At 54.7% G+C, this 25407-nt stretch carries 24 protein-coding genes; 14 read left to right on the top strand and 10 right to left on the bottom strand.

Annotated elements, in window-relative coordinates; genetic code table 11:
- Positions 1-5: 5 nt before the first annotated feature.
- From nikR to nikA, 6 genes are read right to left on the bottom strand one after another with little or no spacing between them, the layout of a single operon-like run.
- Positions 6-407: a nickel-responsive transcriptional regulator NikR gene (gene nikR, locus ACKI5T_RS00675; RefSeq protein WP_012017233.1), complete on the bottom strand. Its 402-nt coding sequence runs from the start codon at positions 405-407 to the stop codon at positions 6-8.
- Positions 389-1195: a nickel import ATP-binding protein NikE gene (gene nikE, locus ACKI5T_RS00680; RefSeq protein WP_407434875.1), complete on the bottom strand. Its 807-nt coding sequence runs from the start codon at positions 1193-1195 to the stop codon at positions 389-391. Before nikE ends, nikR begins: the two co-directional genes overlap by 19 nt.
- Complete coding sequence (nikD, locus tag ACKI5T_RS00685; protein WP_407434877.1) at positions 1192-1956, bottom strand: nickel import ATP-binding protein NikD; 765 nt, start codon at positions 1954-1956, stop codon at positions 1192-1194. The genes nikE and nikD overlap by 4 nt, the downstream gene beginning before the upstream one ends.
- On the bottom strand, positions 1956-2747 hold the full coding sequence (gene nikC, locus ACKI5T_RS00690; protein WP_407435128.1) for a nickel ABC transporter permease subunit NikC: 792 nt from the start codon (positions 2745-2747) through the stop codon (positions 1956-1958). The genes nikD and nikC overlap by 1 nt, the downstream gene beginning before the upstream one ends.
- A gap of 38 nt (positions 2748-2785) precedes the next feature.
- Entirely contained in the window at positions 2786-3730 is a 945-nt protein-coding gene (gene nikB, locus ACKI5T_RS00695; RefSeq protein ID WP_407434878.1) for a nickel ABC transporter permease subunit NikB, read from the bottom strand.
- Positions 3730-5301, bottom strand: a complete 1572-nt coding sequence (nikA, locus tag ACKI5T_RS00700) for a nickel ABC transporter substrate-binding protein (protein ID WP_407434880.1) — start codon at positions 5299-5301, stop codon at positions 3730-3732. The genes nikB and nikA overlap by 1 nt, the downstream gene beginning before the upstream one ends.
- A 240-nt stretch (positions 5302-5541) precedes the next feature.
- Here nikA and tus point away from each other — a divergent pair, with 240 nt between their 5' ends.
- On the top strand, positions 5542-6471 hold the full coding sequence (gene tus / locus ACKI5T_RS00705) for a DNA replication terminus site-binding protein (RefSeq protein ID WP_407434882.1): 930 nt from the start codon (positions 5542-5544) through the stop codon (positions 6469-6471).
- On the opposite strand, the gene fumC is transcribed toward tus, so the two are convergent.
- Positions 6472-7866 (bottom strand): class II fumarate hydratase, encoded by a 1395-nt coding sequence (gene fumC, locus ACKI5T_RS00710; RefSeq protein ID WP_407434884.1) that lies wholly within the window; start codon positions 7864-7866, stop codon positions 6472-6474.
- Between the two features lie 138 nt (positions 7867-8004).
- Positions 8005-9651: a class I fumarate hydratase FumA gene (fumA, locus tag ACKI5T_RS00715; protein WP_407434886.1), complete on the bottom strand. Its 1647-nt coding sequence runs from the start codon at positions 9649-9651 to the stop codon at positions 8005-8007.
- A gap of 199 nt (positions 9652-9850) precedes the next feature.
- On the opposite strand from fumA, the gene manA reads away from it, so the two are divergent.
- Both manA and ACKI5T_RS00725 read left to right on the top strand, forming a co-directional pair.
- Positions 9851-11026 carry a mannose-6-phosphate isomerase gene (gene manA / locus ACKI5T_RS00720; RefSeq protein WP_407434888.1) on the top strand — a complete coding sequence of 392 codons (1176 nt, stop codon included), beginning with the start codon at positions 9851-9853 and terminating at the stop codon, positions 11024-11026.
- A 101-nt stretch (positions 11027-11127) separates the two neighbouring features.
- The gene (locus ACKI5T_RS00725) at positions 11128-12672 is read left to right on the top strand and encodes a YdgA family protein (protein WP_407434890.1); all 1545 of its coding nucleotides are present in this window, start codon (positions 11128-11130) and stop codon (positions 12670-12672) included.
- A 66-nt stretch (positions 12673-12738) separates the two neighbouring features.
- On the opposite strand, the gene ACKI5T_RS00730 is transcribed toward ACKI5T_RS00725, so the two are convergent.
- Complete coding sequence (locus ACKI5T_RS00730; RefSeq protein ID WP_407434891.1) at positions 12739-13767, bottom strand: Mal regulon transcriptional regulator MalI; 1029 nt, start codon at positions 13765-13767, stop codon at positions 12739-12741.
- A 177-nt stretch (positions 13768-13944) separates the two neighbouring features.
- On the opposite strand from ACKI5T_RS00730, the gene malX reads away from it, so the two are divergent.
- The 3 genes from malX to add all read left to right on the top strand — a co-directional run bounded on the left by malX (position 13945) and on the right by add (position 17856).
- A complete protein-coding gene (malX, locus tag ACKI5T_RS00735) occupies positions 13945-15537 on the top strand; it encodes a maltose/glucose-specific PTS transporter subunit IIBC (protein ID WP_407434893.1) in 1593 nt (530 codons plus the stop codon).
- 50 nt (positions 15538-15587) lie between these two features.
- Positions 15588-16760: a MalY/PatB family protein gene (locus ACKI5T_RS00740; RefSeq protein ID WP_407434895.1), complete on the top strand. Its 1173-nt coding sequence runs from the start codon at positions 15588-15590 to the stop codon at positions 16758-16760.
- A 97-nt stretch (positions 16761-16857) separates the two neighbouring features.
- Entirely contained in the window at positions 16858-17856 is a 999-nt protein-coding gene (gene add, locus ACKI5T_RS00745; RefSeq protein WP_407434897.1) for an adenosine deaminase, read from the top strand.
- A 34-nt stretch (positions 17857-17890) separates the two neighbouring features.
- On the opposite strand, the gene ACKI5T_RS00750 is transcribed toward add, so the two are convergent.
- A complete protein-coding gene (locus ACKI5T_RS00750; protein WP_407434899.1) occupies positions 17891-18931 on the bottom strand; it encodes an oxidoreductase in 1041 nt (346 codons plus the stop codon).
- Between the two features lie 246 nt (positions 18932-19177).
- Here ACKI5T_RS00750 and blr point away from each other — a divergent pair, with 246 nt between their 5' ends.
- The 8 genes from blr (at position 19178) to rsxG (ending at position 25406) form a co-directional block, all read left to right on the top strand.
- Positions 19178-19303 carry a division septum protein Blr gene (blr, locus tag ACKI5T_RS00755; RefSeq protein ID WP_252688551.1) on the top strand — a complete coding sequence of 42 codons (126 nt, stop codon included), beginning with the start codon at positions 19178-19180 and terminating at the stop codon, positions 19301-19303.
- Between the two features lie 234 nt (positions 19304-19537).
- Complete coding sequence (gene ydgT, locus ACKI5T_RS00760) at positions 19538-19753, top strand: transcription modulator YdgT (RefSeq protein ID WP_041689386.1); 216 nt, start codon at positions 19538-19540, stop codon at positions 19751-19753.
- Between the two features lie 87 nt (positions 19754-19840).
- Positions 19841-20281: a DUF2569 domain-containing protein gene (locus ACKI5T_RS00765; protein WP_407434901.1), complete on the top strand. Its 441-nt coding sequence runs from the start codon at positions 19841-19843 to the stop codon at positions 20279-20281.
- 76 nt (positions 20282-20357) lie between these two features.
- Complete coding sequence (gene rsxA, locus ACKI5T_RS00770) at positions 20358-20939, top strand: electron transport complex subunit RsxA (protein ID WP_012017215.1); 582 nt, start codon at positions 20358-20360, stop codon at positions 20937-20939.
- The gene (rsxB, locus tag ACKI5T_RS00775) at positions 20939-21517 is read left to right on the top strand and encodes an electron transport complex subunit RsxB (protein ID WP_407434903.1); all 579 of its coding nucleotides are present in this window, start codon (positions 20939-20941) and stop codon (positions 21515-21517) included. Before rsxA ends, rsxB begins: the two co-directional genes overlap by 1 nt.
- Positions 21510-23723, top strand: a complete 2214-nt coding sequence (rsxC, locus tag ACKI5T_RS00780) for an electron transport complex subunit RsxC (protein ID WP_407434905.1) — start codon at positions 21510-21512, stop codon at positions 23721-23723. Before rsxB ends, rsxC begins: the two co-directional genes overlap by 8 nt.
- On the top strand, positions 23724-24776 hold the full coding sequence (gene rsxD / locus ACKI5T_RS00785) for an electron transport complex subunit RsxD (protein ID WP_407434907.1): 1053 nt from the start codon (positions 23724-23726) through the stop codon (positions 24774-24776).
- A gap of 9 nt (positions 24777-24785) precedes the next feature.
- Complete coding sequence (gene rsxG / locus ACKI5T_RS00790; protein ID WP_407434909.1) at positions 24786-25406, top strand: electron transport complex subunit RsxG; 621 nt, start codon at positions 24786-24788, stop codon at positions 25404-25406.
- Position 25407: the final 1 nt, after the last annotated feature.

Consider the following 25407-nt stretch of genomic DNA (forward strand, 5'->3'; position numbering starts at 1 on the left):
GCCGGCTATTCGTCGTCAGGCAGACACTGCAGGTGACCGTGGCGCACACCGCGCTGGGCGATAACATCATCAGCAAAATGCTGAATATCGCCCATATCGCCTTTTAACACCGCGATTTCCAGACAATCTTCATGACTGACGTGAACATGCAGCGTCGCGACGGACAAATCGTGGTGGTGATGTTGGGTCGACACCAGACGCCGCGCCAAATCGCGCTTTTCATGTTCATAGACGTAAGACAGCACCGCAAACCCTTGCGTGCCGTGTTGCTGAGCGGTTTCCTGCGCCAGCGCTCCGCGCAAAATATCGCGAATCGCTTCCGAGCGGTTGTTGTATCCGCGGCGCTGGCTCAGGCTATCCAGCGTCTCCAGGAGATCATCATCAAGCGTTATGGTGACACGTTGCATCGGGTTTCAGTCTCTTGAGGCGCGCGACGGCGCACGGGATAAGCGGGAAGCACCGCGTTCTGCAGCATTCTTCCGGCAACGGATGAAAACGTGAGTGACTCACCCACGGCTTGGGTTTCAACGATTTGCCCCTGATCCATGACCATCACGCGGTGACAAAAACGCTCCACTAGCCGTAAATCATGGGTAATAAACAGGCAGGCGGTGCCAAACTGCTGCTGGAGTTTTTTGAGCAGACTAATCACCCCCGCCTGAAGCACCAGATCGAGATTGGAAACGGCTTCATCAAGGATCAACAGTTTGGGTTCAACGGCAAGCGCACGCGCCAGGCAAACACGCTGCAACTGTCCCCCGCTGAGCTGCGGCGGGCGTTTAGACAAAAGGCTGTCGTCCAAATCCACCGCCTGTAACAACGACCTGGCACGCGCCAGTTGTTCGGCTTTAGATAACGTCAGAAGATGACGCATCGGTTCACGCAGAATGTCGCACACCGTTTTACGCGGATTCACGGCGCTGATTGAATCCTGGAAAACCATCTGCACATCGCGGCGAAAGGCTTTCTGTTGTGCCCGGCTGAGGCACGCAAGAGACTCCCCTTGCCAGAACACTTCGCCCTGACGGGGTGATTCCAGCCCCACCAGTAAACGCGCCAGCGTGCTTTTCCCACATCCACTGCGCCCAAGCAACGCAACGGTTTCACCGGATGCCAGGCTCATCGACACGTCGCGTAATACCGTCTGTGACGGCGTATACGCATGTGAAAGCGCGGAGACAGAAAGTAACGTCATGATGCCAACTCCATGCCATAAAGCGCCAGATGTGCGGCCACCAGATTGCGCGTGACGCGATGCTTCGGCGCATGAAACACGGCCTCAACGTCGCCCTGCTCCACAATCACACCGTGGTCCATGACCGCGACGTCATCCGCCAGACGCGCCACAACGCCCATGTCATGCGTGACCAGCAGCATTCCTGGGGCGCGCGTTTGCATGATGGAATCCAGCAAATCCAGGATTCGTGCCTGGGCGACGGCATCCAGATCGGTGGTCGGTTCATCGGCGACAATAAACGGGGCATCGCACAGCAAGGCCATCGCGATCATCATTCGCTGCAACATCCCGCCGCTCATCTCGAAAGGGTAAAGCGTTAAGACGCGATGCACATCTTCCAGCCCGACGGCGCGTAAAGCAGCGAGAAGTGCGTTGTCATCAGCGGGCTGGCCCACTGCCAGACACGTCTCGCGCGCATGAGTCGCCATGGAATGCAGCGGATTAAACGCGCTGCGCGGGTTTTGCATAATCGTGGCGACCGTTTTCCCTCTCAGCGATTGCGGGGAAATCCGTGTACCTTCAGCCAGCACCTGGCCTGATGTCTGGCGAACGCCCGCAGGCAACACGCCGAGCGCGGCGGCGCAGGTCAGTGATTTACCACAGCCGCTGCCGCCCACGAGCGCCAGCACGCGCCCCCGCGTAAGCGTGAGCGATACGCCCTTTACCAGCGGTTTGTCCGCATCAATCACTATATTGCGTAATTCGATCTGCTGGGGCATCAGTGGGCATGCTCCGTCTCAAGATGAGGATCAAGGTGATCGCGCAGCGCGTCACCCACCAGATTAAAGGCCATCACGCTGATGAACAGCGCCAGACCGGGCCAGAACATTTGCAGCGGCTGAGTCCAGATATACTGGCGCGCATCGTTAATCATGACGCCCCATTCCGCGGTAGGCGCCGTCACGCCCAGCCCTAAAAACGACATCCCGGCGACATGCAGCATCATGTGTCCGATATCCAGCGTCGCCAGCACCAGCAGCGACGGCAACGCGGCACCCGTCAGATGATCGATAAAGACACGCACGTGCCCCGCCCCAGAAAGACGCGACGCCAGCACAAATTCCCGCTGCCGCAGCGAAATAACCAGACTGCGGACCATGCGCGCATACCAGGCCCAGTGCGACAGCGCGATAGCGATAATGACGTTGGTCAGCCCCGTTCCCAGAACGCCCACCAGAAAAAATGACAGAATGGAGGTCGGAAAGGTCATAAATATATCGGCCACACGCATGGTCAACTGATCGACTCGCCCGCCCAACAGCCCTGCCGCGCCGCCTATCGTCAGGCCCAGCACCAGCACCAGCAACAGACAGGCCATCACCGATCCCAGCGATACGCGTGTTGCCGCGAGCAGACGGGAGAAAATGTCGCGCCCGAGATGATCGGTCCCCAGCCAGTGCTGGCTGTCGGGTGACAGCAAACGCGCGGGCAAATTAATGGCGAGCGGATCGTACGGCAACCACCACTGGCTGGTGAGTGCGATAGCCGCGAGCAACACGATGATGATCATCGCCAGACGAACCGGCCATCGCGCCGTGCGCAAGAAACTCACGAGTGCGCTCCTTCATGACGACGAATACGCGGGTCGAGCGCCGCGTTAAGCACGTCCACCGTCAGATTACAGATGACAAACACCGCCACCATGATCAGCGTAAAGCACTGAATCACCGGATAGTCACGGTTAAAAATGGCCGACACGGCGTAGCGCCCCACACCTGGCCAGGCAAAAATATTCTCGATAATCATCGTTCCACCAATCAGCTCGCCGATATGCATTCCGACCGCAGTAATCATCGGCAGTGAGGCATTGCGCAAAATGTGCCGGCGCTCGGTCTGTTTGTCGCTTAATCCGCGCAGACGGGCCCAGGTGACATGGCGCTGTCCGGCGATATCCAACATGCTGGCGCGCAGCAGACGGGCGTTAATCGCCAGCGACATAAACGCAATCGACACGGCAGGCAAAATCAGATGCTGCCAGTCGCCGTAGCCCATCGCGGGTAGCCATTTGAGATGCACTGAGAAAAACATCACCAGCAAAAAAGCGAGCCAGAAATTGGGCATCGACACGCCGAGAAACGAAATCGCACGTACGATGAAATCCGGCAAACGATCGCGATGACGCGCGGCCCAAATGCCCAGCGGCACGGACGTGAGCAGAATCAAAACCAGCGCCGCACCCGCCAGCAGCAACGTCGCGGGCAGAAAATGCAGCACATCATCCAACACCGGACGCTGGGTGGCATACGAGATGCCAAAATCCAGATGCAGTGCTTGCCAAAGCCAGGTGCCGTACTGGACGACGAGCGGTTGATCCAGACCCAGCATCACGCGAGTTGAAGCGACCATTTCCGGCGTCGGGGGTAAGTTCGACAGCCGTAGATAGTCCAGCGCCGGGTCGCCTGTTCCCAGGCGCAGCATCAGAAAGATAATTACCGAGGCCGCCAGCACCATCGGAATCAGCAGCACGATACGCCGCAAGATGTAACGGATCATCAGCGTTTCACCGGTTGTATGTGCTCGAAGGGAATCTCTGATGCAATTGGGGCGAACGGGATTACGCCCAGTTCAGGTTTCGCCACCACCATCATCGACACATAGCTGATGGGCAGATAGACGGCGTCATTGTGCAGGCGCGTGAGGATATCGCGGTACAGCGACTGGCGCTGTGTTTGGTCCGTGGTGGAAAGCACTTCGCCGATCTCTTTATCGATCACCGCTTTGTCCGCCAGGCCACGCTGAGCCTGATAATCGGCGTGTGACGGGACGCGCATGGCGCTCATAAAGGCATGAGGATCGTAAGGTGCGCCCCAGGTACGGTTGAAAATCATGCCAAAACGGCCGTCACGCTGACGCGCATAAATACTGCTCTCTTCTTCCCCAACCAGCGCCACCTCGACGCCAACCTGACGCATATCGGCCTGAATGATTTCCGCCATCGATTTACTGAGCGCATCGGTGCCAATAAAGGCCAGCTCAATTCGGAGTGGCTTACCGTTTTTTTCACGGATTTGTTGTCCTTGAGGGAGTGCCCAGCCCGCTTTGTCGAGCAACACTTTTGCCTGCTGCGGATCGTACTGACGCGGCTTTAGGCCGATATTGGCGTACGGAACCGTCGGGGCAAAGAGCGTGTCCGCTACCTGTTGCGTGCCGTACAGGGCATTTTCGATCAGTGATTTTTTATTCACCGCATAATTAAGTGCCTCACGCACGGCGAGTTCATCGGTCGGCGCGTGAGTGGAATTGAGCGCCAGCATCACCGTTTCAATAGGCTGCGAAAGCTGGGTGCGAATGGCAGGATTTTGGCTAAAGCGCGCGAAGGTATCGAGCGGGAGCAGCCCTTCGTTGCCATACAGCAGATCGATATCGCCCGTTTCAAAGGCCACGGCGCGCGTGGTGGGATCGGGAATCACGTTAACCGTCACCTGACGAATCTGTGGCTTTTCGCCCCAGTAATGCTCGTTACGCACCAGCACATCGTATTGATTCAGTTTCGACGCTTTCAGCACCCACGGCCCCGTTCCGATCGGCGCACTGATTCCATTCAGGGTTTCATTATTTTTAAACTGTGACGGAGCAATAAACCGGAAAGGGCGTGGCAGCGAGAGTTCTTGTAAAAAAGGGTAATAGGCGCTTTTTAACGTGATTTGCAGCGTGTTCTGACTCAGGGCCTTAACGTCGGTGATTTGGTTGGTCAGTTCAAGCCAGGCGTGGCGCTTACGGTTGTCGAGTACGGCGCGAAAATTCTCCGCTGCGGCCTGCGCTGTAAACGACTCACCGTTGGAAAATGTGACACCGTCACGCAGAGTGAATATCCATACCTTCCCATCCGCCGAGGTTTTCCAACTATCCGCCAGCCACGGCGTAACCGTTCCGTCAGCCTGATACTTCACCAGCGGCTCATACACCATGCTTTGGGCAAACATCTGATTGGGCGTGTAAAAATGCGGATTGAGCGGTCCAACGTTGACGGGCCATGCCGTGGTGATTTCATCAGGTGCGGAGGCCTGCGAGAAGAAGGATGCACCTGCCAGCAGCGCACAGACGATTCGGCCAGGTCTGGACAAAATAGTTGCCTCTCATCATTAAGGAGTAGGAAAAACGTGTGACGATTTTAATAATTCATCATACTTTTAACCTGCTCTGGATCAACTGAGGGGCCGCACGTGTCGCTAAATATACAAAAACCGTATGATTCATCAGCGATCAATAAGCATTCCCTTGCCCTGCTGGACACCAACCGCACCTTTGCCTGACCCGGCGTACTGTGTTATAAAAAAGTATGTTGTAACTAATGAGAGTATCTTATGGCGACTTACGATCTTATCGAACGGTTGAATTCCACTTTCCGCCAGATTGAGCTGGAACTGGTCACTCTTACTGAACGTTTAAAGGGCTGTCGGCTGCTGGCCGCGCGCGTTTTTACATTGCCGGACGTTGCCAAAGGTGCAGAGCACGACGAGCTAAACACCATTGAAGTGGAACAGCATATCGGTCAAGAGGCCGTGGCGTTGACGCTCGCCCACTACCGTCATCTGTTTATCCACCAGCAGTCGGAGAAACGCAGCAGTAAAGCCGCCGTGCGCTTGCCGGGGGTGATTTGCCTGCAATGCGATGGCGCGTTGCGCGAAGAGATTGAAAGTCAGATAGCGCATATTAATACGCTCAAGATGGCGTTTGAAAAAATCATCACCGAAGAGTCCGGGTTACCTCCCGCCGCGCGTTTCGAATGGGTCCATCGCCAGTTGCCAGGGCTTATTACGCTGAACGCATATCGCTCGCTGACGGTGTTGCGCCAACCGGCAACCCTGCGATTTGGCTGGGCGAATAAACACATTATTAAGAATTTCACCCGCAACGACGTGCTTTCGCTGCTGGAAAAAAGCCTGAAATCGCCGCGCACCGTGGCGCCGTGGTCTCGCGAACAGTGGATTGAACGGCTCGAGGAGGAGTACGAAAATATCGCCGCCCTTCCGGCGGACACCCGTCTCAAAATCAAACGCCCAGTGAAGGTTCAACCGATCGCCCGCGTCTGGTATGCCGGTCAGCAAAAACAGGTGCAGTATGCCTGCCCGACGCCAATGATTGCGCTGTTTGATACGGAGCAAGGTGCGATGGTGCCCGATATTGGGGAACTGTTGAATTACGATGCTGATAATATTCAGCATCGTTATAAGCCTCAGGCACAGCCGCTGCGGTTGATTATTCCGCGGCTGCACCTGTATGTGGCGGAGTGATTATTTCAGGCTGCCGACCATCTCTTCAGGACGCACCCAGGCATCGAATTCTGCGTCGGTAAGATAGCCCAACGCCAGCGCAGACGCTTTTAGAGTCAGCCCCTCTTTATGCGCTTTTTTGGCTATTTCGGCTGCTTTATCGTAACCAATATGCGTATTCAACGCCGTCACCAGCATCAGCGATTCATTCAGCAGCTGACTGATTCGTTCACGATTTGGCTCAATGCCGACGGCGCAATGCGCAGTGAAACTCTCCATGCCGTCCGCCAGCAGGCGCACCGACTGCAGGAAGTTATGGATAACCATCGGACGGTAAACGTTCAGCTCAAAGTTACCGGACGCCCCGCCCATATTCACCGCAACGTCGTTTCCCATCACCTGACAACACAGCATAGTCAGGGCTTCGCACTGCGTTGGGTTCACTTTCCCAGGCATGATGGAGCTGCCAGGTTCGTTTTCAGGAATGCTGATTTCACCGATGCCGCAGCGCGGACCCGATGCCAGCCAGCGCACGTCATTGGCGATTTTCATCAAGGATGCCGCCAGCCCTTTCAGTGCGCCATGGGCGTGAACCAGGGCATCGCAGGTGCCGAGCGCTTCAAATTTGTTTGGCGCCGTGACAAACGGCTGATGGGTTATCTCCGCCAGCTCTTTGGCGACGCGCACAGCATACTCTGGATGGGTGTTTAGACCGGTGCCCACCGCCGTCCCGCCTAATGCCAGCTCGGCCAGATGCGGAAGACTGTTTTCGATATGTCTGAGATTATGTTCCAGCATCGCCACCCAGCCGGAAATCTCCTGCCCGAGCGTCAGCGGTGTGGCGTCCTGCAGATGCGTACGGCCAATTTTGACGATATCGCTAAACGCCTGTGATTTATCGGCGAGCGTTTTTTTCAACACATTCAGCTGCGGAATAAGATGTTCACGCAGGGCCACGATCGCCGCCACATGCATCGCCGTCGGGAACACGTCGTTGGAACTTTGGCTTTTGTTCACGTCGTCGTTCGGGTGAATTTTACGTTCCATACCGCGCACGCCGCCCAGCAGTTCGCTCGCGCGGTTTGCCAGCACTTCATTCATGTTCATGTTGCTTTGGGTGCCGGAGCCGGTTTGCCAGATAGCGAGCGGAAATTCGTCAACGTGTTTATCGGCCAGCACTTCGTCGGCGGCACGAATAATCGCCGTCGCTTTTTCGGCGGGAAGCAGGCCTAAATCCTGGTTAACTTTCGCCGCGGCGCGTTTGGTGAGCGCCAGCGCGTGGATCAGCGAGACGGGCATTTTCTCGGTCGAGATGCGAAAGTGCTCTAACGAACGCTGGGTTTGCGCGCCCCAGAGTTTGTCAGCGGGGACGTCGATAGCGCCCATGGAATCTTTCTCACTGCGATGCGTTGTCATTACTTTCTCCTTGATACCAATGAAGTTGGCGACATTGCTCACATGTCATTCAGGATAAGTATTGTTGGATATCAATTTGCTGCATGGCGCTTTGTGCGCTCTTATCGATGCCCGGCGTGACCGGGCATCGCGATTAACTTACTTTACGCAGGCTGAGCACTGGGACGACTGGATCTGTTTGAAGAAGTCGTTGCCTTTATCATCCACCAGGATAAACGCCGGGAAGTCTTCTACTTCGATTTTCCAGATAGCTTCCATTCCCAGCTCCGGATACTCTACGCACTCCAGGCTCTTAATGCTGCCCTGCGCCAGCACCGCGGCCGGACCGCCGATACTGCCGAGGTAGAAGCCGCCGTGTTTGTGACAGGCGTCGGTCACCTGCTGGCTGCGGTTGCCTTTCGCCAGCATGATCATGCTGCCGCCGTTGGCCTGCAGCTGATCGACGTAGGAGTCCATACGCCCTGCGGTGGTTGGCCCAAGTGAACCCGAGGCGTATCCTTCTGGCGTTTTGGCCGGTCCTGCGTAGTAAATCGGGTGGTCTTTCACATACTGCGGTAGCCCTTCGCCGTTATCCAGACGCTCCTGAAGTTTTGCATGGGCAATATCACGCCCGACGATAATGGTGCCATTCAGCGACAGACGCGTTGAAACCGGATACTGCGACAGCTGAGCCAGAATTTCTTTCATCGGACGGTTGAGATCGACATGAACCGCTTCGCCCTCACCTGCCTTGCGCAGTGCTTCAGGGATGTATTTCCCTGGGTTGTTTTCCAGCTTCTCGATCCAGATACCGTCGCGGTTGATTTTGGCTTTGATATTACGGTCAGCTGAACAGGATACGCCCATGCCGACCGGGCACGATGCGCCATGACGCGGCAGACGAATCACGCGGACATCGTGGGCAAAATATTTGCCGCCAAACTGCGCGCCAAGCCCAAGATTTTGCGCCTCGACCAGCAGTTCCTGTTCGAGCTGAATATCGCGGAACGCCTGACCGTGTTCGTTACCTTCGGTCGGCAGCCCGTCGTAATATTTGGTCGAGGCCAGTTTGACCGTTTTTAGGGTGCTTTCAGCAGACGTTCCACCGATCACAAACGCAATGTGATACGGCGGACAAGCTGCCGTGCCAAGGGAACGCATCTTCTCGACCAGATAATTTTTGAGTTTACCCGGTGAAAGCAGTGCTTTGGTTTCCTGATACAGATAGGTTTTGTTCGCCGAACCGCCGCCTTTGGCGATACAGAGGAATTTATACTCATCGCCGTCCACGCTGTAGAGGTCGATTTGTGCAGGCAGGTTGGTGCCGGTGTTGACCTCTTTATACATATCCAGCGCTGCGTTTTGTGAATAGCGCAGGTTATCTTCGATATAGGTGTTGTACACGCCGTGCGCCAGGGCCGCCTCATCACCGCCGCCCGTCCAGACGCGCTGGCCTTTTTTACCGGTGATGATGGCCGTGCCGGTGTCCTGACAGGTCGGCAAAATGCCTTTCGCGGCGATATCAGAGTTACGCAGGAATTGCAGGGCCACATATTTGTCGTTTTCGCTGGCCTGCGGATCGCTCAGGATATCGGCGACCTGCTGCTGGTGCGCGGGACGCAGCATAAATGAGGCATCATGAAACGCCTGCTGTGCCAGAAGCGTCAGCGCCTGTGGCTCAACTTTGAGGATCTCCTGCCCCTCAAATTCAGAGACAGAAACGTGGTCGCGGGTTAACAGATAGTATTCGGTCTGATCCTGACTTAACGGGAAAGGATTTTGGTAATGAAAGGGTTTGTTCGACATTTTGCTCTCACTGACGACATTGCACATTCTGATCCAGGCAGATCTTTGTCTACCCTGCTTAAAAACGCGTTGGCTTATCCTACACAAATTTTTAACAAAAACTGAGACTAGTACGACTTTTTGTGCGCGCAGGTTACTTCTATGCGGTTTATTGCTTTAATACAGGCAGATAATTCCACATTTGAAACAGGGCTTGATAATGCAAAAACTCATCAACTCAGTGCAGAACTACGCCTGGGGAAGTCAAACTGCGTTAACGGATCTCTACGGGATCGCCAATCCAGATAATCTGCCGATGGCAGAACTGTGGATGGGCGCGCATCCGAAGAGCAGCTCAAAAATTGAAGATGCCAGCGGCAATGTGCGCTCGCTGCGCGATGTGATCGATGCGGATAAAAACGCGCTGCTGGGTAACGCGGTTGCTGACCGTTTCGGCGAACTGCCCTTCCTCTTTAAAGTGCTGTGCGCCGATCAGCCGCTGTCGATTCAGGTTCATCCGAACAAGAAGGCGTCTGAGCTGGGCTTTGCGAAAGAGAACGCAGCGGGTATCCCACTCGATGCAGCCGAACGTAATTACAAAGATCCGAACCATAAGCCGGAGCTGGTTTTCGCACTGACGCCATTCCTGGCCATGAACGCCTTCCGCGAGTTTTCTGAGATTGTCTCTTTATTGCAGCCGGTTGCCGGTGCGCATACAGCGATCGCGCATTTCCTTGAAAACCCTGACGCCGCAAGCCTGAGCCAGCTTTTTGCCAGCCTGTTGAATATGCAGGGTGACGAAAAGTCTCACGCGCTGGCGATTTTAAAAACCGCCCTCAACAACCAGCAAGGTGAACCCTGGCAGACCATCCGCGTGATTTCTGAATTTTATCCGGACGACAGCGGCCTGTTCTCCCCGCTGCTGTTGAACGTGGTGAAGCTCAATCCTGGCGAAGCCATGTTCCTGTTCGCCGAAACGCCACACGCCTATTTACAGGGCGTGGCGCTGGAAGTGATGGCGAACTCGGACAACGTGCTGCGTGCGGGCCTGACGCCAAAATATATCGATATCCCGGAACTGGTCGCTAACGTCAAATTTGTGGCCAAACCGGCGGCAGAACTGCTGACCCAGCCGGTGAAAAACGGCGCGGAACTGGATTTCCCGATCCCGGTCGAGGATTTCGCATTCTCCTTGCACGATCTCAGCCACACAGAAACGACCGTTGCACAGGAGAGCGCAGCGATCCTGTTCTGCGTCGACGGTGAAGCCGTGCTGAAGAAAGGTGAACAACGTCTGGTGCTTAAACCGGGCGAGTCAGCCTTTATTGCGGCGAATGAGTCACCGATTGCGATAAGTGGCACAGGCCGTCTGGCCAGAGTTTTCAATAAGTTCTAGCAACTTACTGACGTTTTTAACAACTCTTGCTAAGCTAGACAGAGACTTCTTACATTGCCAGGCGGTTAACTCCGCCTGGTTTCATTTTAGGGATAATGACGATGAAAAAATCGGTTATAGCGGTTGGGGTTGTAGTGGCGTTAGGTGTGGTCTGGACAGGCGCGTCCTGGTTCACCGGTAAGCAACTGGAAAGTCGTCTGGCAGAGATGGTGGCGCAGGCCAACAGCGAAATGAAACGCACCGCCCCGGAAGCCGGGCTGGAACTGAGCTATCAGGATTATCAACGCGGCGTGTTTACCAGCCATATGCAACTGATCGTGAAGCCCGTCGCCGGGACAGAAAATACCTGGCTGAAAGCCGGGCAAAGCGTTGTGCTGGATGAAGTTATCGATCACGGTCCGTTCCCGTTTGCACAACTGAAGCATTTCAATCTGATCCCTTCCATGGCGTCGGTGAAAACCACCCTGGTGAACAACGAAGCGTCTAAGCCGCTGTTCGATCTCGCGAAGAACGAATCACCGTTTGTTATTGATACGCGCATTAGCTATGCCGGTGATACCCGCTCTGATATTGCCCTTAAAGCCCTGAACTACGAAAAAGGCGATGAGAAAGTGGCCTTCAGCGGCGGTAATTTCCAGCTTGATGCCGATCGCGAAGGTAACGAATTCTCACTGACGGGTAGCGCAGAAAGCGGACTGGTTAACGCGGTGAATGAATACGGCCAGAAGGTTCAGCTGACCTTTAATAATCTGAAAACTGACGGTAATAGCCGCCTCACCAGCTTTGACGAACGTATTGGCGATCAGAAAATCTCCCTCGGTAAGCTGGCAATCGGCGTTGAAGGGAAAGAGATGGCCGTGCTGGAAGAGATGGATCTCAACGGTAAATCTGAGATTTCTAAAGATGGCAAGAATATCGACAGCCAACTGGATTACACCCTGAAAAGCCTGAAGGTGCAGGGTCAGGATCTGGGTTCCGGCAAACTGACCGCGAAAGTGGGCAATATCGATGGCCAGGCGTGGCACCAGTTTAGCCAGCAGTATCGTGCGCAGAGCCAGGCTTTGCTCGCGGATAAAGAGCTAATGACCAACAATCCTGAGCTGTACCAGCAGAAAGCGATGGATGCACTGGTCAGTAATTTGCCGATTCTGTTAAAAGGCGAACCGGTTATTACGATTGCGCCGCTGAGCTGGAAAAACAGCAAAGGCGAAACCAACTTTAACCTGTCGTTGTTCCTGAAAGATCCGGCGACCGCAACTGGCGAAGCTCAAACGCTGGCGCAGGAAGTGGATCGCAGCGTGAAATCGCTTGAAAGCAAGCTGACCATTCCAGTGGATATGGCGACTGAGTTCATGACGCAGATTGCGAAGCTGGAAGGATATAACGAAGCGGACGCTGCAAAACTGGCGAGCCAGCAGGTGAAAGGCATGGCGGCTATGGGCCAGATGTTCCGTATCACTACGCTTGAAGACAACGTGATTGGGACCAGCCTGCAGTATGCCAATGGCCAGGTCACACTCAACGGTCAGAAAATGCCACTGGAAGATTTTGTCGGCATGTTCGGTATGCCGACCCTCGGCTTGCCGGGCCAGAATGCACCTGCCGAACCGGCAGCACCCGCAATGCCTGCCGTACCGCAGCAGTAATGTTAAAGCCCCTCTGTTGAGGGGCTTTTTATTTGCCCGAAACGCCCTTCGCTCAGAAACATCCCGCTATTTCACCGTCACCAGCCGCGCCGACACAATCTGATGGCCTGCCTGCACTTCCGATTTATCAATACGCTGCATAATGCGATCCGCCAGCGTATAGCCCATCTCGCGTGCTGGGGTCGTCGCCCAGACGATGGGTAAATCATCCAACGCGTTTTCTCCCACGTCTGCAAATGCCGCCAGCGCCACCTGATGATCGAAGAACGCCTCAACCCCGCCCTCACCCGTCTGACGGCCCGCACGAATCAATCCGAACCATGCCCCCATCGCAATAATGTCGTTATAACAAATGACCGCGCTGATGGTTGGGTTGCTGCTGAGTAATGCGCCCATCGCTTCCGCCGCTTTCTTTTGACTGGACTCGCATTCGACAACCCATTCGCTGTGGAAAGGCAAACCGTATTTAATCAGCGTGGCGCAGTAACCGCCGACGCGCTCGGCGCGGGTCAGCGAAGAACTTTTTCCGCCTAGCCATGCAATGCGCTGATGACCGCGACGAATAAGATGTTCGGTCAGCATTTGCGCCGCCTGCATGTTGTCGGGACGCAGCGTGTCGGCCTCATCGAGATAGCTGGCGCGTGAAGCAAACACCAGCGGAATACCTTTGTCGGCGGCGCGTGCGCAAAGTTCGCTCCCCGCGCCAGAAGCACCGGCAATAATCACGCCGTCCACCCCCTGAGTGAGTAGCATATCAAGACGAGACAGCAGCTGTTCCGGCTCGCGGCCACCGTGCATCAGAAAAACCATCCGCCCCTGCGCTTCCAGCGCTTCGGTCAGCCCCGCGGTCAGTTCAGCATAAAAAGGGGACGTCAGATCGCGGACAATCAGGCCGATCACGCCACTTTGCCCCCCTCGTAGCGATGCCGCCTGACGGTTACGCACAAACCCGAGTTGCTCAACCGCATCATTGACGCGCTGGCCCGTGGCGGCAGAAATTCGTCCTTTCCCACTCAAGACCAGCGACACGGTGCTAACCGACACGCCCGCCGCCAGCGCAACGTCATTAATGGTGATTTTTTTCGCAACAGACATGTGAACGCGTAACTCCCTGATGTTCAGACCGGTAAAACGTTTTATCAATACGTTATCTTTATACTGCGAATTAAAGCATGAGAATGTGATTCAGAGCGCACTAAACTTTGGTAAAACGTTTTATCTTTCGCTGCAATGAAGACGTAACATTTATTTTAACAATAAAGGAGTCGTTTTATGACGGCGAAAGCAGCACAAAAAATATCGCTGTGGGAGTTTTTCCAGCAACTGGGTAAAACCTTTATGTTACCCGTGGCGCTCCTCTCTTTTTGCGGGATCATGCTGGGGATCGGCAGTTCATTAAGCAGCCACGATGTCGTGACGCTGATTCCGTTCCTGGGCAATCCCGTGCTGCAGGCGATCTTTGTCTGGATGAGCAAAGTTGGCTCCTTCGCGTTTAGCTTCCTGCCCGTGATGTTCTGTATTGCTATCCCGCTGGGTCTGGCGCGTGAGAACAAAGGCGTCGCGGCGTTTGCCGGTTTCGTCGGTTACGCCGTTATGAATCTGGCGGTGAACTTCTGGCTAACGGCGAAGGGTATTCTGCCGACCACCGATGCGGCGATTCTTAAAGCCAACAACATCCAGAACGTCATTGGCATTCAGTCGATCGACACCGGTATTCTCGGCGCGGTTATCGCGGGAGTGATTATCTGGATGCTGCACGAGCGTTTTCATAATATCCGTCTGCCGGATGCGCTGGCCTTCTTTGGTGGAACCCGTTTTGTGCCGATCATTACCACGGTGGTGATGGGCCTGTTTGGTCTGGTGATCCCGCTGGTCTGGCCGGTCTTTGCCCTGGGCATCACCGGTATTGGTCATATTATCAATAGCGCGGGCGATTTTGGGCCGATGATTTTTGGTACCGGTGAACGCCTGCTGCTACCGTTTGGTTTGCAGCATATTCTGGTGGCGCTGATCCGCTTTACCGAAGCAGGCGGCACAATGGACGTCTGCGGCCACGATGTGAGCGGCGCGCTGACTATCTTCCAGGCGCAGCTAAGCTGCCCAACCACGCATGGTTTCTCCGAGAGCGCTACGCGCTTCCTGTCACAGGGTAAAATGCCAGCCTTCCTGGGCGGTTTACCGGGTGCGGCGCTGGCGATGTACCACTGTGCTCGCCCTGAAAACCGTCATAAGATTAAGGGTCTGCTGATCTCTGGCGTGATCGCGTGCGTCGTTGGCGGAACAACGGAGCCAATCGAGTTTCTGTTCCTGTTCGTGGCCCCGGTTCTGTATCTCATTCACGCCGTGTTGACGGGCCTTGGCTTTACCACCATGGCAGTTCTGGGTGTCACCATCGGCAACACCGACGGCAACGTGATCGATTTCGTGGTGTTTGGCATTCTGCATGGCCTGTCAACCAAGTGGTATCTGGTGCCGGTGGTCGCGGCAATTTGGTTCGCGGTGTACTACGCGATCTTCCGCTTCGCGATCACTCGCTTTAACCTGAAAACGCCGGGCCGCGATACGGATACCGCCAGCAGCGTTGAAACGGCTGTCGTGGGCACGGTCGGGAAATCAGGCTATAACACCCCGGCTATTCTGGCGGCACTCGGTGGCGCGGATAATATTACCTCGCTGGATAACTGCATCACCCGTTTACGTCTGTCGGTCAGCGATATGTCGAAAGTCGACACCAACGCGCTGAAAGCAAATCGCGCCATCGGCGTGGTCCAGCTCAACCAACACAACCTGCAGGTGGTCATTGGCCCGCAGGTGCAATCGGTCAAGGATGAGCTATCAACCCTGATGAGAACGGTAGAAGCCTGACGTCTCGCCCCCTTCGCCAAAGGGGGTTTTCACCTAAAGGACGAGCATATATGTTTGATTTTTCAACGGTGGTTGATCGGCACGGAACCTGGTGTACACAGTGGGATTATGTGGCCGACCGTTTTGGTGCTGCCGACCTGCTGCCATTTACCATCTCCGATATGGATTTCGCCACCGCGCCCTGCATCACCGAGGCATTGCACCAACGCATTAACCACGGCGTATTAGGTTACAGCCGCTGGAAAAATGACGAGTTTCTGGCCGCCGTCGCGCACTGGTTCCAGCAACGTTTTAACAGTCGCATCGATACGAACGCGATTGTATATGGGCCGTCTGTTATCTACATGGTTTCGGAGCTGATCCGCCTCTGGTCAACACCCGGTGAGGGTATCGTGGTCCATACGCCCGCTTATGATGCCTTCTATAAGGCCATTGAAGGCAATGATCGTCACGTTGTGCCCGTGGCGATGGAAAAGCAGGCTTCAGGCTGGCAATGCGATATGGCCAAACTCGAAGCGGCGCTCTCTCAGCCTTCAAACACAGTTTTACTGCTGTGCAGCCCGCAAAATCCGACAGGTAAAGTCTGGACGCGCGACGAGTTACAGACGATGGCTGAACTGTGCGACCGTCACGACGTTGCGGTCATCAGCGATGAAATTCACATGGACATGGTCTGGGGAAATCATCGTCATACGCCGTGGAATGAAGAGGCGCGCAGCAAATGGGCGCTTCTGACCTCGGCGTCGAAAAGTTTTAATATTCCGGCGCTGACTGGCGCGTATGGTTTGATTGGCGATGACGAAAGCCGTAACGCCTATCTGAGTGCATTAAAGGGGCGCGATGGACTTTCTTCCCCTTCTGTTCTGGCACTAACGGCACATATCGCGGCATATCAGCAAGCCGAGCCATGGCTGGATGCGCTGCGAGACTATCTGGAAAGTAATCTTCGCTATATCGCTGAAAAATTAAACAGCACTTTTCCGAATCTTCACTGGCAGCCGCCAGAAGCCACCTATCTGGCGTGGATCGATCTTCGTCCATTAAACATTGATGATAACGCGCTGCAAAAAGTGCTGATCGCGCAGCAAAAAGTCGCGATTATGCCTGGATTTACTTACGGTGATGAAGGAAAAGGATTTGTGCGCCTGAATGCGGGTTGCCCCCGCAGCAAGCTTGAGCAAGGTGTCCAACGCCTCATTGCCGGGATTAACGCCCTGCTGTAATCACATTGCGCAATAGAATATTCCGTTGCGCAAATAGCTTTTTACCCCGTTTTGTTTTTATAATGAGCCGCACTTTAACCAGAAAAAGAGTGCGACCATGATCGATACACGCCTACCGTTAACGGACATTCACCGTCATCTTGACGGCAACATTCGCGCCCAGACTATTCTCGACCTTGGCCGTCAGTTTAATTTGTCACTTCCCGCAGCAACTCTTGAGTCATTAATTCCCCATGTACAGGTGACCGCTAACGAACCGGACCTCGTGAGTTTCCTGAGTAAACTCGACTGGGGTGTGAAAGTGCTGGCGTCTCTGGATGCCTGTCGCCGTGTGGCATTTGAGAATATCGAAGACGCCGCGCGTAACGGCCTGCATTACGTCGAATTACGTTTTTCCCCAGGCTATATGGCCATGACCCACAACCTGCCGGTAGAAGGCGTGGTAGAGGCGGTCATCGAAGGCGTACGCGAAGGCTGCAAAGCCTTTAATGTTCAGGCGCGTTTAATCGGGATTATGAGCCGCACCTTCGGCGAGTCGGCATGTCTGCAGGAGCTGGAGGGTTTGCTGGCCCATCGTGACCATATTACGGCTGTCGATCTGGCGGGCGATGAGCTGGGCTTCCCGGGCAGTCTGTTCCTCTCTCACTTCAACCGTGCACGCGACGCAGGCTGGCATATTACGGTTCATGCCGGGGAAGCGGCAGGCCCGGAAAGCATCTGGCAGGCTATTCGCGAGCTGGGCGCTGAGCGTATCGGCCATGGTGTAAAAGCCGTTGAAGATCGCGCATTGATGGATTTCCTGGCGGAACAACGTATTGGCATCGAATCCTGCCTGACGTCTAATATCCAGACCAGCACTGTCGCTTCTCTGGCGCAGCATCCGCTAAAAACGTTCCTTGAACATGGCGTACTGGCCACGCTGAACACTGACGATCCGGCAGTACAGGGTGTCGATATTATTCACGAGTACAATGTTGCGGCACCGCAGGCGGGTCTGAGCCGTGAACAGATTCGTCAGGCGCAGATGAACGGGCTGGAAATTGCGTTCTTAACGCCATCGGAGAAACAAGCGCTGCGCGAATTAGCCGCAGGATGATTGAAAAAGGCCGGCATAATGCCGGCCTTCTTTTTTATGCCAGGCAGAGCGTCGAGCGATGCTTAGCGGATTCAATCCCCAGTTCAATCAGCTCCATAATTTGAATGGCCTGACTGGCTGGCACCGGGTTTTCGCCCGTGCCGTTAAGCGCATCGCGGATACCCGCATAATAGGCCGGATAGTTGCCCGGTAGCGTCAGCCAGGTTTCCTGTACCTGTTCTTCGCCCTCCACGCGCGTCAACACGCCGTCGCGCATGTCATATCCCCAGTCTTCCTGCGGCAAACGCTCACCGTTTTTGAGGCGGTCTTCCTGCGGATCTAAACCAAACTTAACGTAACTGCCGCGCGTGCCGTGAACGATATAGCGCGCAGATTCTGCTGCTGCCAGCATGGTGCCGTGAAGCACCACGCGACGCTGCGGATAGCTCAGAATGGCGTGGAAATAGTCCGTGGCCTGTGCGCCTGGACGCAGTTGCGCCAAATCGACCGTCATGCTGACCGGCAAACCGAACAGATTTACCGCCTGGTCAAGCAGATGCGGAGCCAAATCGTACCAAATTCCGCTGCCCGGACCAGCCTGCTCACGCCAGCGGTTGCGCACCTGAGGGCGAAAACGGTCAAAGTGGGATTCGAAGTAAGCCACCTCCCCCAATGTTCCTTCGCCGATCAGCGCTTTGACCGTGAGGAAATCACTGTCCCAGCGACGGTTATGGAAAACGGACAGCAAGCGCCCCAGGCTTTTTGCCAGCGCATCCAGCTCACGCGCCTGCGACAACGTTACCGTGAACGGTTTATCAACCACCACATGCTTGCCCGCTTCGAGCGCCGCTTTGGCCAGCGGGAAGTGGGTATCATTTGGCGTAGGAATAACAATCAAGTCGATATTGGGATCGTCAAAGAGTTTTTTAGGTTCAGAAACTACGGCGACGGTTGGCCAGTCCGCATGCACTTTTGACGCATCGCTACTTGATACGATGGCCAGTTCCATCCCGGGCGTACCCGCAATCAGCGGCGCATGAAAGGTCTTACTGGCGTATCCGTAACCAATTAATCCAACGCGAATTTTGTCACTCATGTCGTTGCCTCTTGTCTTGTCGTACGCGCATTTTCACACTATCAACAATGGCGTCACAATCATTTTGTAATGGATTACATAAACAAAAATAGCATGCTTCCACTCATGAGCCAGACTTATTCCGATAACTCACTGAATTGCTGGAGGTAAACCCTCTTCAAAATACTTGCGATGCAGAAAGTCACGCTGTAACATTCACGCTCTGTGTTTATGGATAAATTACAAACTCGAATCATGGCGTCAATAATCAATAGAATCATTGAGTTAGCAGGATGGGTTGTCCTGGGTGTTTCCGTCGTTCTTCTCGGCGTGGCGAGTCATATTGATAACTACCAGCCACCTGAACCGATTGCAGCCTCGCAGGCGAAGTAACCTCCCCCGCCAAAAGAGTGACACATGTTGTCAGTTGCATATTGCCTGGGATGTTAATCAGGGTTAACCTTCTTTTCCAGGTGTCGTCCGACGCCTGTTTTCTCCAAAGAAAACTCCTAATTTAGCCTCAACATTTGAATGGGCCATTTACGCCTTTCTTTATCCGTTTATTATTCGTGCGAATTACCCTACAGGTATGCGGTACGACTTACTTTAAAATGGAAACTTATTAATATGACAGTTCAGGACTATTTATTAAAATTTCGCAAAATCAGTTCTCTCGAGAGCCTGGAAAAACTGTTTGATCATCTGAACTATACGCTGACCGACAATCAGGAAATCATCAATATGTACCGTGCAGCCGATCACCGTCGCGCAGAGTTAGTTTCTGGCGGACGCCTGTTCAATGTCGGCGAGGTTCCGAAAACCGTTTGGCGCTACGTGCTCTAAGAAGATACCCATCCGCGCGAAATGTTATATACTCACGCCCCGGCAAATTTGCAGGGTTTCATTTCGCGCAGAATTTTGGGAGATAACATGGCCACATTGCCTGGAGAGAAAATCGGAGGCTGGTTATTCGCTCCACTTGCCTGGTTGCTGGTTGCATTATTAAGTGCCTCGCTGGCGTTGCTGCTTTATTCCACCGCGCTCGTTACACCCTACGCACTCAAAAATTTAACCTCACAAAGCACAATGAATATCGCCATGTGGTTTATTTCTTTCGGCTTTGCGATTGCGATGTGGTACTACACCCTCTGGCTGACCATTGCTTTCTTTAAGCGACGTCAGAAAGTGCCTAAACACTATATTATCTGGCTGCTGATTTCTGTGCTGCTGGCGTTAAAAGCCTTTGCCTTTTCGCCGGTTTCAGACGGATTAGCGGTGCGCCAATTGCTGTTTCCGCTGCTGGCAGCCTCACTGTTTGCACCTTACTTCAGGCGCTCTGCTCGCGTGAAGGAGACCTTTGTGAACCCGTAATAACCTTACAGTTATCCTGTTGTCGCCTGGTGTGGTTTATCCGATAATAGGCGGCTTTTTTATTTCAGGCTGAATAATGACAGATTACTTACTGCTCTTCGTCGGAACGGTGCTGGTTAACAACTTCGTGCTGGTGAAGTTTCTTGGCCTGTGCCCATTTATGGGGGTTTCCAAAAAACTGGAAACCGCTATGGGAATGGGCCTGGCAACCACCTTTGTGATGACGCTGGCCTCTATTTGCGCCTGGTGGATTGATACCTGGATATTGATCCCGCTGGGCTTGATCTATTTGAGAACGCTCGCGTTTATTCTGGTTATCGCATTTGTGGTGCAATTTACCGAAATGGTGGTACGTAAAACCAGCCCTGCGCTGTACCGTCTGCTCGGTATCTTCTTGCCGCTGATCACGACAAACTGCGCCGTTCTCGGCGTTGCACTTCTGAACATCAATCTCGGACATAATTTCCTGCAATCCGCGTTGTACGGTTTTTCCGCCGCGGTCGGATTTTCCTTGGTGATGGTGCTGTTTGCCTCCATTCGCGAACGGATGGCCGCCGCCGATATTCCGGCTCCTTTTAAAGGTAACGCCATCGCACTCGTGACTGCCGGTTTGATGTCTCTGGCCTTTATGGGCTTTAGTGGTTTGGTGAAGTTGTAATGAACGCTATCTGGATTGCCATCATCGCCATCAGCATTCTGGGGCTAATTTTTGGCATCATTTTGGGTTACGCGTCGCGCCGTTTTGCGGTCGAGGGTGATCCGGTCGTCGAAAAAATCGATGAACTGTTACCGCAAAGCCAGTGTGGGCAATGCGGTTACCCTGGCTGTCGCCCCTACGCTGAGGCGGTGGGCAGTCAGGGCGAAAACATTAACCGTTGTGCGCCGGGTGGCGAAGCCGTGATGCTGAAAATAGCCACGCTGCTTAACGTTGACCCTCAGCCTGTTGATGGCGATGAAAGCGCGCAAGAGCCAGCACGTCTGCTGGCCGTTATTGACGAAGCCAACTGTATTGGCTGTACGAAGTGCATCCAGGCCTGCCCTGTTGATGCGATCGTCGGCGCAACGCGTGCTATGCACACCGTCATGGCGGATTTGTGTACGGGTTGTAACCTCTGCGTTGCCCCCTGCCCGACGCAATGTATTGACCTGCGCCCGGTCGAAACGACTACCGAAAGCTGGAAGTGGGATCTTCAAACCATTCCAGTTCGCATAATTCCTGTGGAACACCATGCTTAAGTTATTTTCTGCTTTCAGAAAAGAGAAGATTTGGGATTTTGATGGCGGCATTCATCCGCCAGAGATGAAATCCCAGTCCAGCGGCGCACCGCTGCGCCAGATTCCGCTGGCGAACCGTTTTGTTATGCCGCTAAAACAGCACATCGGCGCTGAGGGAGAACTGTGCGTCAATGTGGGCGATACCGTTTTGCGTGGCCAACAGCTTACCTTTGGTCGCGGACGCATGCTCCCGGTTCACGCCCCAACGTCCGGAACGGTGGTGGCGATCGCGCCCCATACGGTAGCTCACCCTTCTGCGCTGGCGGAATTGAGCGTCATGATTGAGCCTGACGGCGAAGACCGTTGGATCGATCGTGAAGGCTGGAATGATTATCGCGCGCAAAGCCGCGAAGCGTTGATTGAACGCATTCATCAGTTTGGCGTTGCGGGTCTTGGCGGCGCTGGCTTCCCGACCGGCACAAAGCTGCGCGGCGGTGGCGACAAGATCCAGACGCTAATCATCAATGCCGCGGAATGTGAGCCTTATATTACCGCCGACGACCGTCTGATGCAGGATTGCGCAGCACAGGTCGTAGAAGGCATCCGCATTCTCGCGCATATTTTGCAACCCCGCGAAGTGCTGATCGGTATTGAAGATAACAAACCGCAAGCCATTTCAATGCTCCGTGCGGTGCTGGCAGGCAGTCACGATATTGGCCTGCGCGTGATTCCTACCAAATACCCGTCTGGCGGTGCGAAACAGCTCACGCAAATCTTGACCGGAAAACAGGTCCCACATGGCGGACGCTCCTCCGATATTGGCGTGCTGATGCAAAACGTCGGGACGGCGTATGCGGTAAAACGCGCGATTATCGATGGTGAACCCCTGACCGAACGCGTGGTGACGCTCACCGGTGAAGCGGTTTCTCAGCCCGGTAACGTCTGGGCGCGCCTGGGTACACCGGTTCGCCATCTGCTGGAAAACGCAGGATTCTCTCCGGGCAGCGAGCAAATGGTCATTATGGGCGGTCCGCTGATGGGCTTTACCCTGCCGTGGCTGGATGTTCCGGTGGTTAAAATCACCAACTGTCTGCTGGCGCCATCGGCCAGCGAGATGGGCGAAGAGCAGGAAGAAAAAGGCTGTATTCGTTGCAGTGCGTGCGCAGATGCCTGCCCGGCGGATTTACTGCCGCAGCAGTTGTACTGGTTCAGCAAAGGTCAGCTTCACGATAAAGCGAAGGCCCACAACCTTGCCGACTGCATCGAGTGTGGCGCTTGCGCCTGGGTGTGTCCGAGCAGCATTCCGCTGGTGCAATACTTCCGTCAGGAAAAGGCCGAGATCTACGCCATTTCGCTGGAAGATAAACGCGCAGCCGAAGCAAAAGCACGCTTTGAAGCGCGCCAGGCACGCCTTGAACGCGACAAAATCGCCCGTCAGGAACGTCACAAGAAAGCAGCCGTTCAGCCTGCCGAGAAAGATCAGGAAGCGATTAACGCCGCGCTGGCGCGTGTTCGTGAGAAAAAAGCGACTGCCGCAGAGGTTGTGGTTATTCCTGCCGGTGAGAAGCCTGACAACCGCGAAGTGATTGCCGCGCGTGAAGCACGTAAAGCACAGGCGCGTGCGCATCAGGCAGAAAAAGCACAAACTTTAGCGACAGATGCAAATGTCGATCCGCGCAAAGCTGCGGTTGAAGCGGCTATCGCGCGTGCCAAAGCACGTAAAGCTGGCGCATCGGAAGAGTCAGCCGCGAAAGAGATGCCTGTCGATCCGCGTAAAGCCGCGGTTGAAGCGGCTATCGCGCGAGCTAAAGCGCGTAAAGCTGGCGCATCGGAAGAGTCAGCCGCGCAAGACACACCTGTCGATCCGCGCAAAGCTGCGGTTGAAGCGGCTATCGCGCGTGCCAAAGCACGTAAAGCTGACGCATCGGAAGAGTCAGCCGTGAAAGAGACACCTGTCGATCCGCGAAAAGCTGCGGTTGAAGCGGCTATTGCGCGCGCTAAAGCGCGTAAAGCTGGCGCATCCGAAGAGTCAGCCGTGAAAGAGACGCCTGTCGATCCGCGAAAAGCTGCGGTTGAAGCGGCTATCGCACGTGCTAAAGCGCGCAAAGCCGCGGCACAAGAAGCGGAACCCGCAGCAAATGACGACCCACGCAAAGCCGCAGTCGCCGCCGCGATTGCACGCGTTCAGGCTAAGAAAGCCGCACAGCAGGTAGTAAACGAGGATTAAATGGTTTTCAGAATCGCAAGCTCCCCCTACACCCATAACCAGCGCCAGACATCACGCATCATGATGCTGGTCTGCCTGGCCGCATTGCCAGGCATTGCCGTTCAGTTCTGGTTTTTTGGCTGGGGGACGCTGTTTCAAATTATTCTCGGTTGTGTCAGTGCACTCGGGGCAGAAGCGCTTGTTCTGAAGCTGCGCAAAATGCCGGTCTCGCGCATTCTTGCGGACAACTCCGCATTGCTGACGGGCTTGTTGCTGGCGATCAGTATCCCGCCCTTTGCACCGTGGTGGATGGTGGTCCTGGGCACAGTATTTGCCGTCATCATCGCAAAACAGTTGTACGGTGGCCTTGGGCATAACCCGTTTAACCCAGCCATGATCGGGTATGTGGTGCTACTTATCTCTTTCCCGGTGCAAATGACCAGTTGGTTACCGCCGCAGGAGATTGCGGCGACCGTGCCTGGCTTGATGGATGCGCTGCAGGTGATCTTTACCGGGCACACCGCCACGGGGGGTGACATGGCCACGCTGAAAATGGGCGTAGACGGTATCAGCCAGGCCACGCCGCTCGACACCTTTAAAACGTCGCTGCATGCCGGTCATAGCGTCGATCAGATCATGCAATACCCTATCTATAGCGGCGTTCTGGCAGGGGCGGGCTGGCAGTGGGTCAACCTGGCGTATCTGCTCGGCGGGGTATTCCTCCTGTGGAACAAAGCGATTCGCTGGCATATTCCGGTGAGCTTCCTGGCGACACTGGCGTTCTGCTCAACGCTGGGTTGGCTCTTTTCGCCTGAATCAATGGCAAGCCCGGAGATTCATCTTCTCTCTGGTGCGACGATGCTGGGCGCATTCTTTATTTTGACCGACCCTGTCACCGCCTCCACCACTAACCGTGGGCGTCTCATCTTTGGCGTGCTGGCTGGCCTGCTGGTCTGGTTGATTCGCAGTTTCGGGGGGTATCCGGATGGCGTTGCGTTTGCTGTTTTGCTGGCCAACATTACCGTGCCGTTAATCGATTACTACACGCGTCCTCGTGTGTACGGCCACCGTTAAGGAATTGCCATGCTGAAGACAATGCAAAAACACGGCATGACGCTGGCCATTTTCGCGGCAGTCCTGACCGGATTGACAGCCCTGGTCAACGAGCTGACTAAAACCACTATTGACGCACAGGCCGCGAAGCAGCAAAAAGCATTATTCGATCAGGTGATTCCCTCTGATTTCTATGACAATAATTTGCAGGAAAGCTGCTTTGTCGTTCAGGCTCCGCAGCTAGGCAAAGGCAACCATCGCGTGTTTATCGCCCGTAAAGGTGATAAAGCCGTAGGCGCGGTGATGGAAGCTACTGCCCCAGACGGCTATTCCGGCGCTATCCAGCTGCTCGTGGGCACTGATTTTTCTGGTGCGGTTCTGGGTACGCGCGTGACAGAGCATCACGAAACGCCGGGCCTGGGTGATAAAATCGAAGTGCGTTTAAGTGACTGGATTTTGCACTTTGCCGGGAAAATCATTCACGGCGAAAATGACGCTGCCTTTGCGGTGAAAAAGGACGGCGGTGAGTTTGATCAGTTTACCGGTGCCACGATCACTCCACGTGCAGTCGTGAACGCCGTGAAGCGCGCCGGACTGTATGCCGAGACGCTCCCGTCGCAACTCAACCAACTTCCAGCGTGTGAGGAATAAC

It is taken from the genome of Lelliottia sp., assembly GCF_045627565.1.
GTDB lineage: Bacteria > Pseudomonadota > Gammaproteobacteria > Enterobacterales > Enterobacteriaceae > Enterobacter.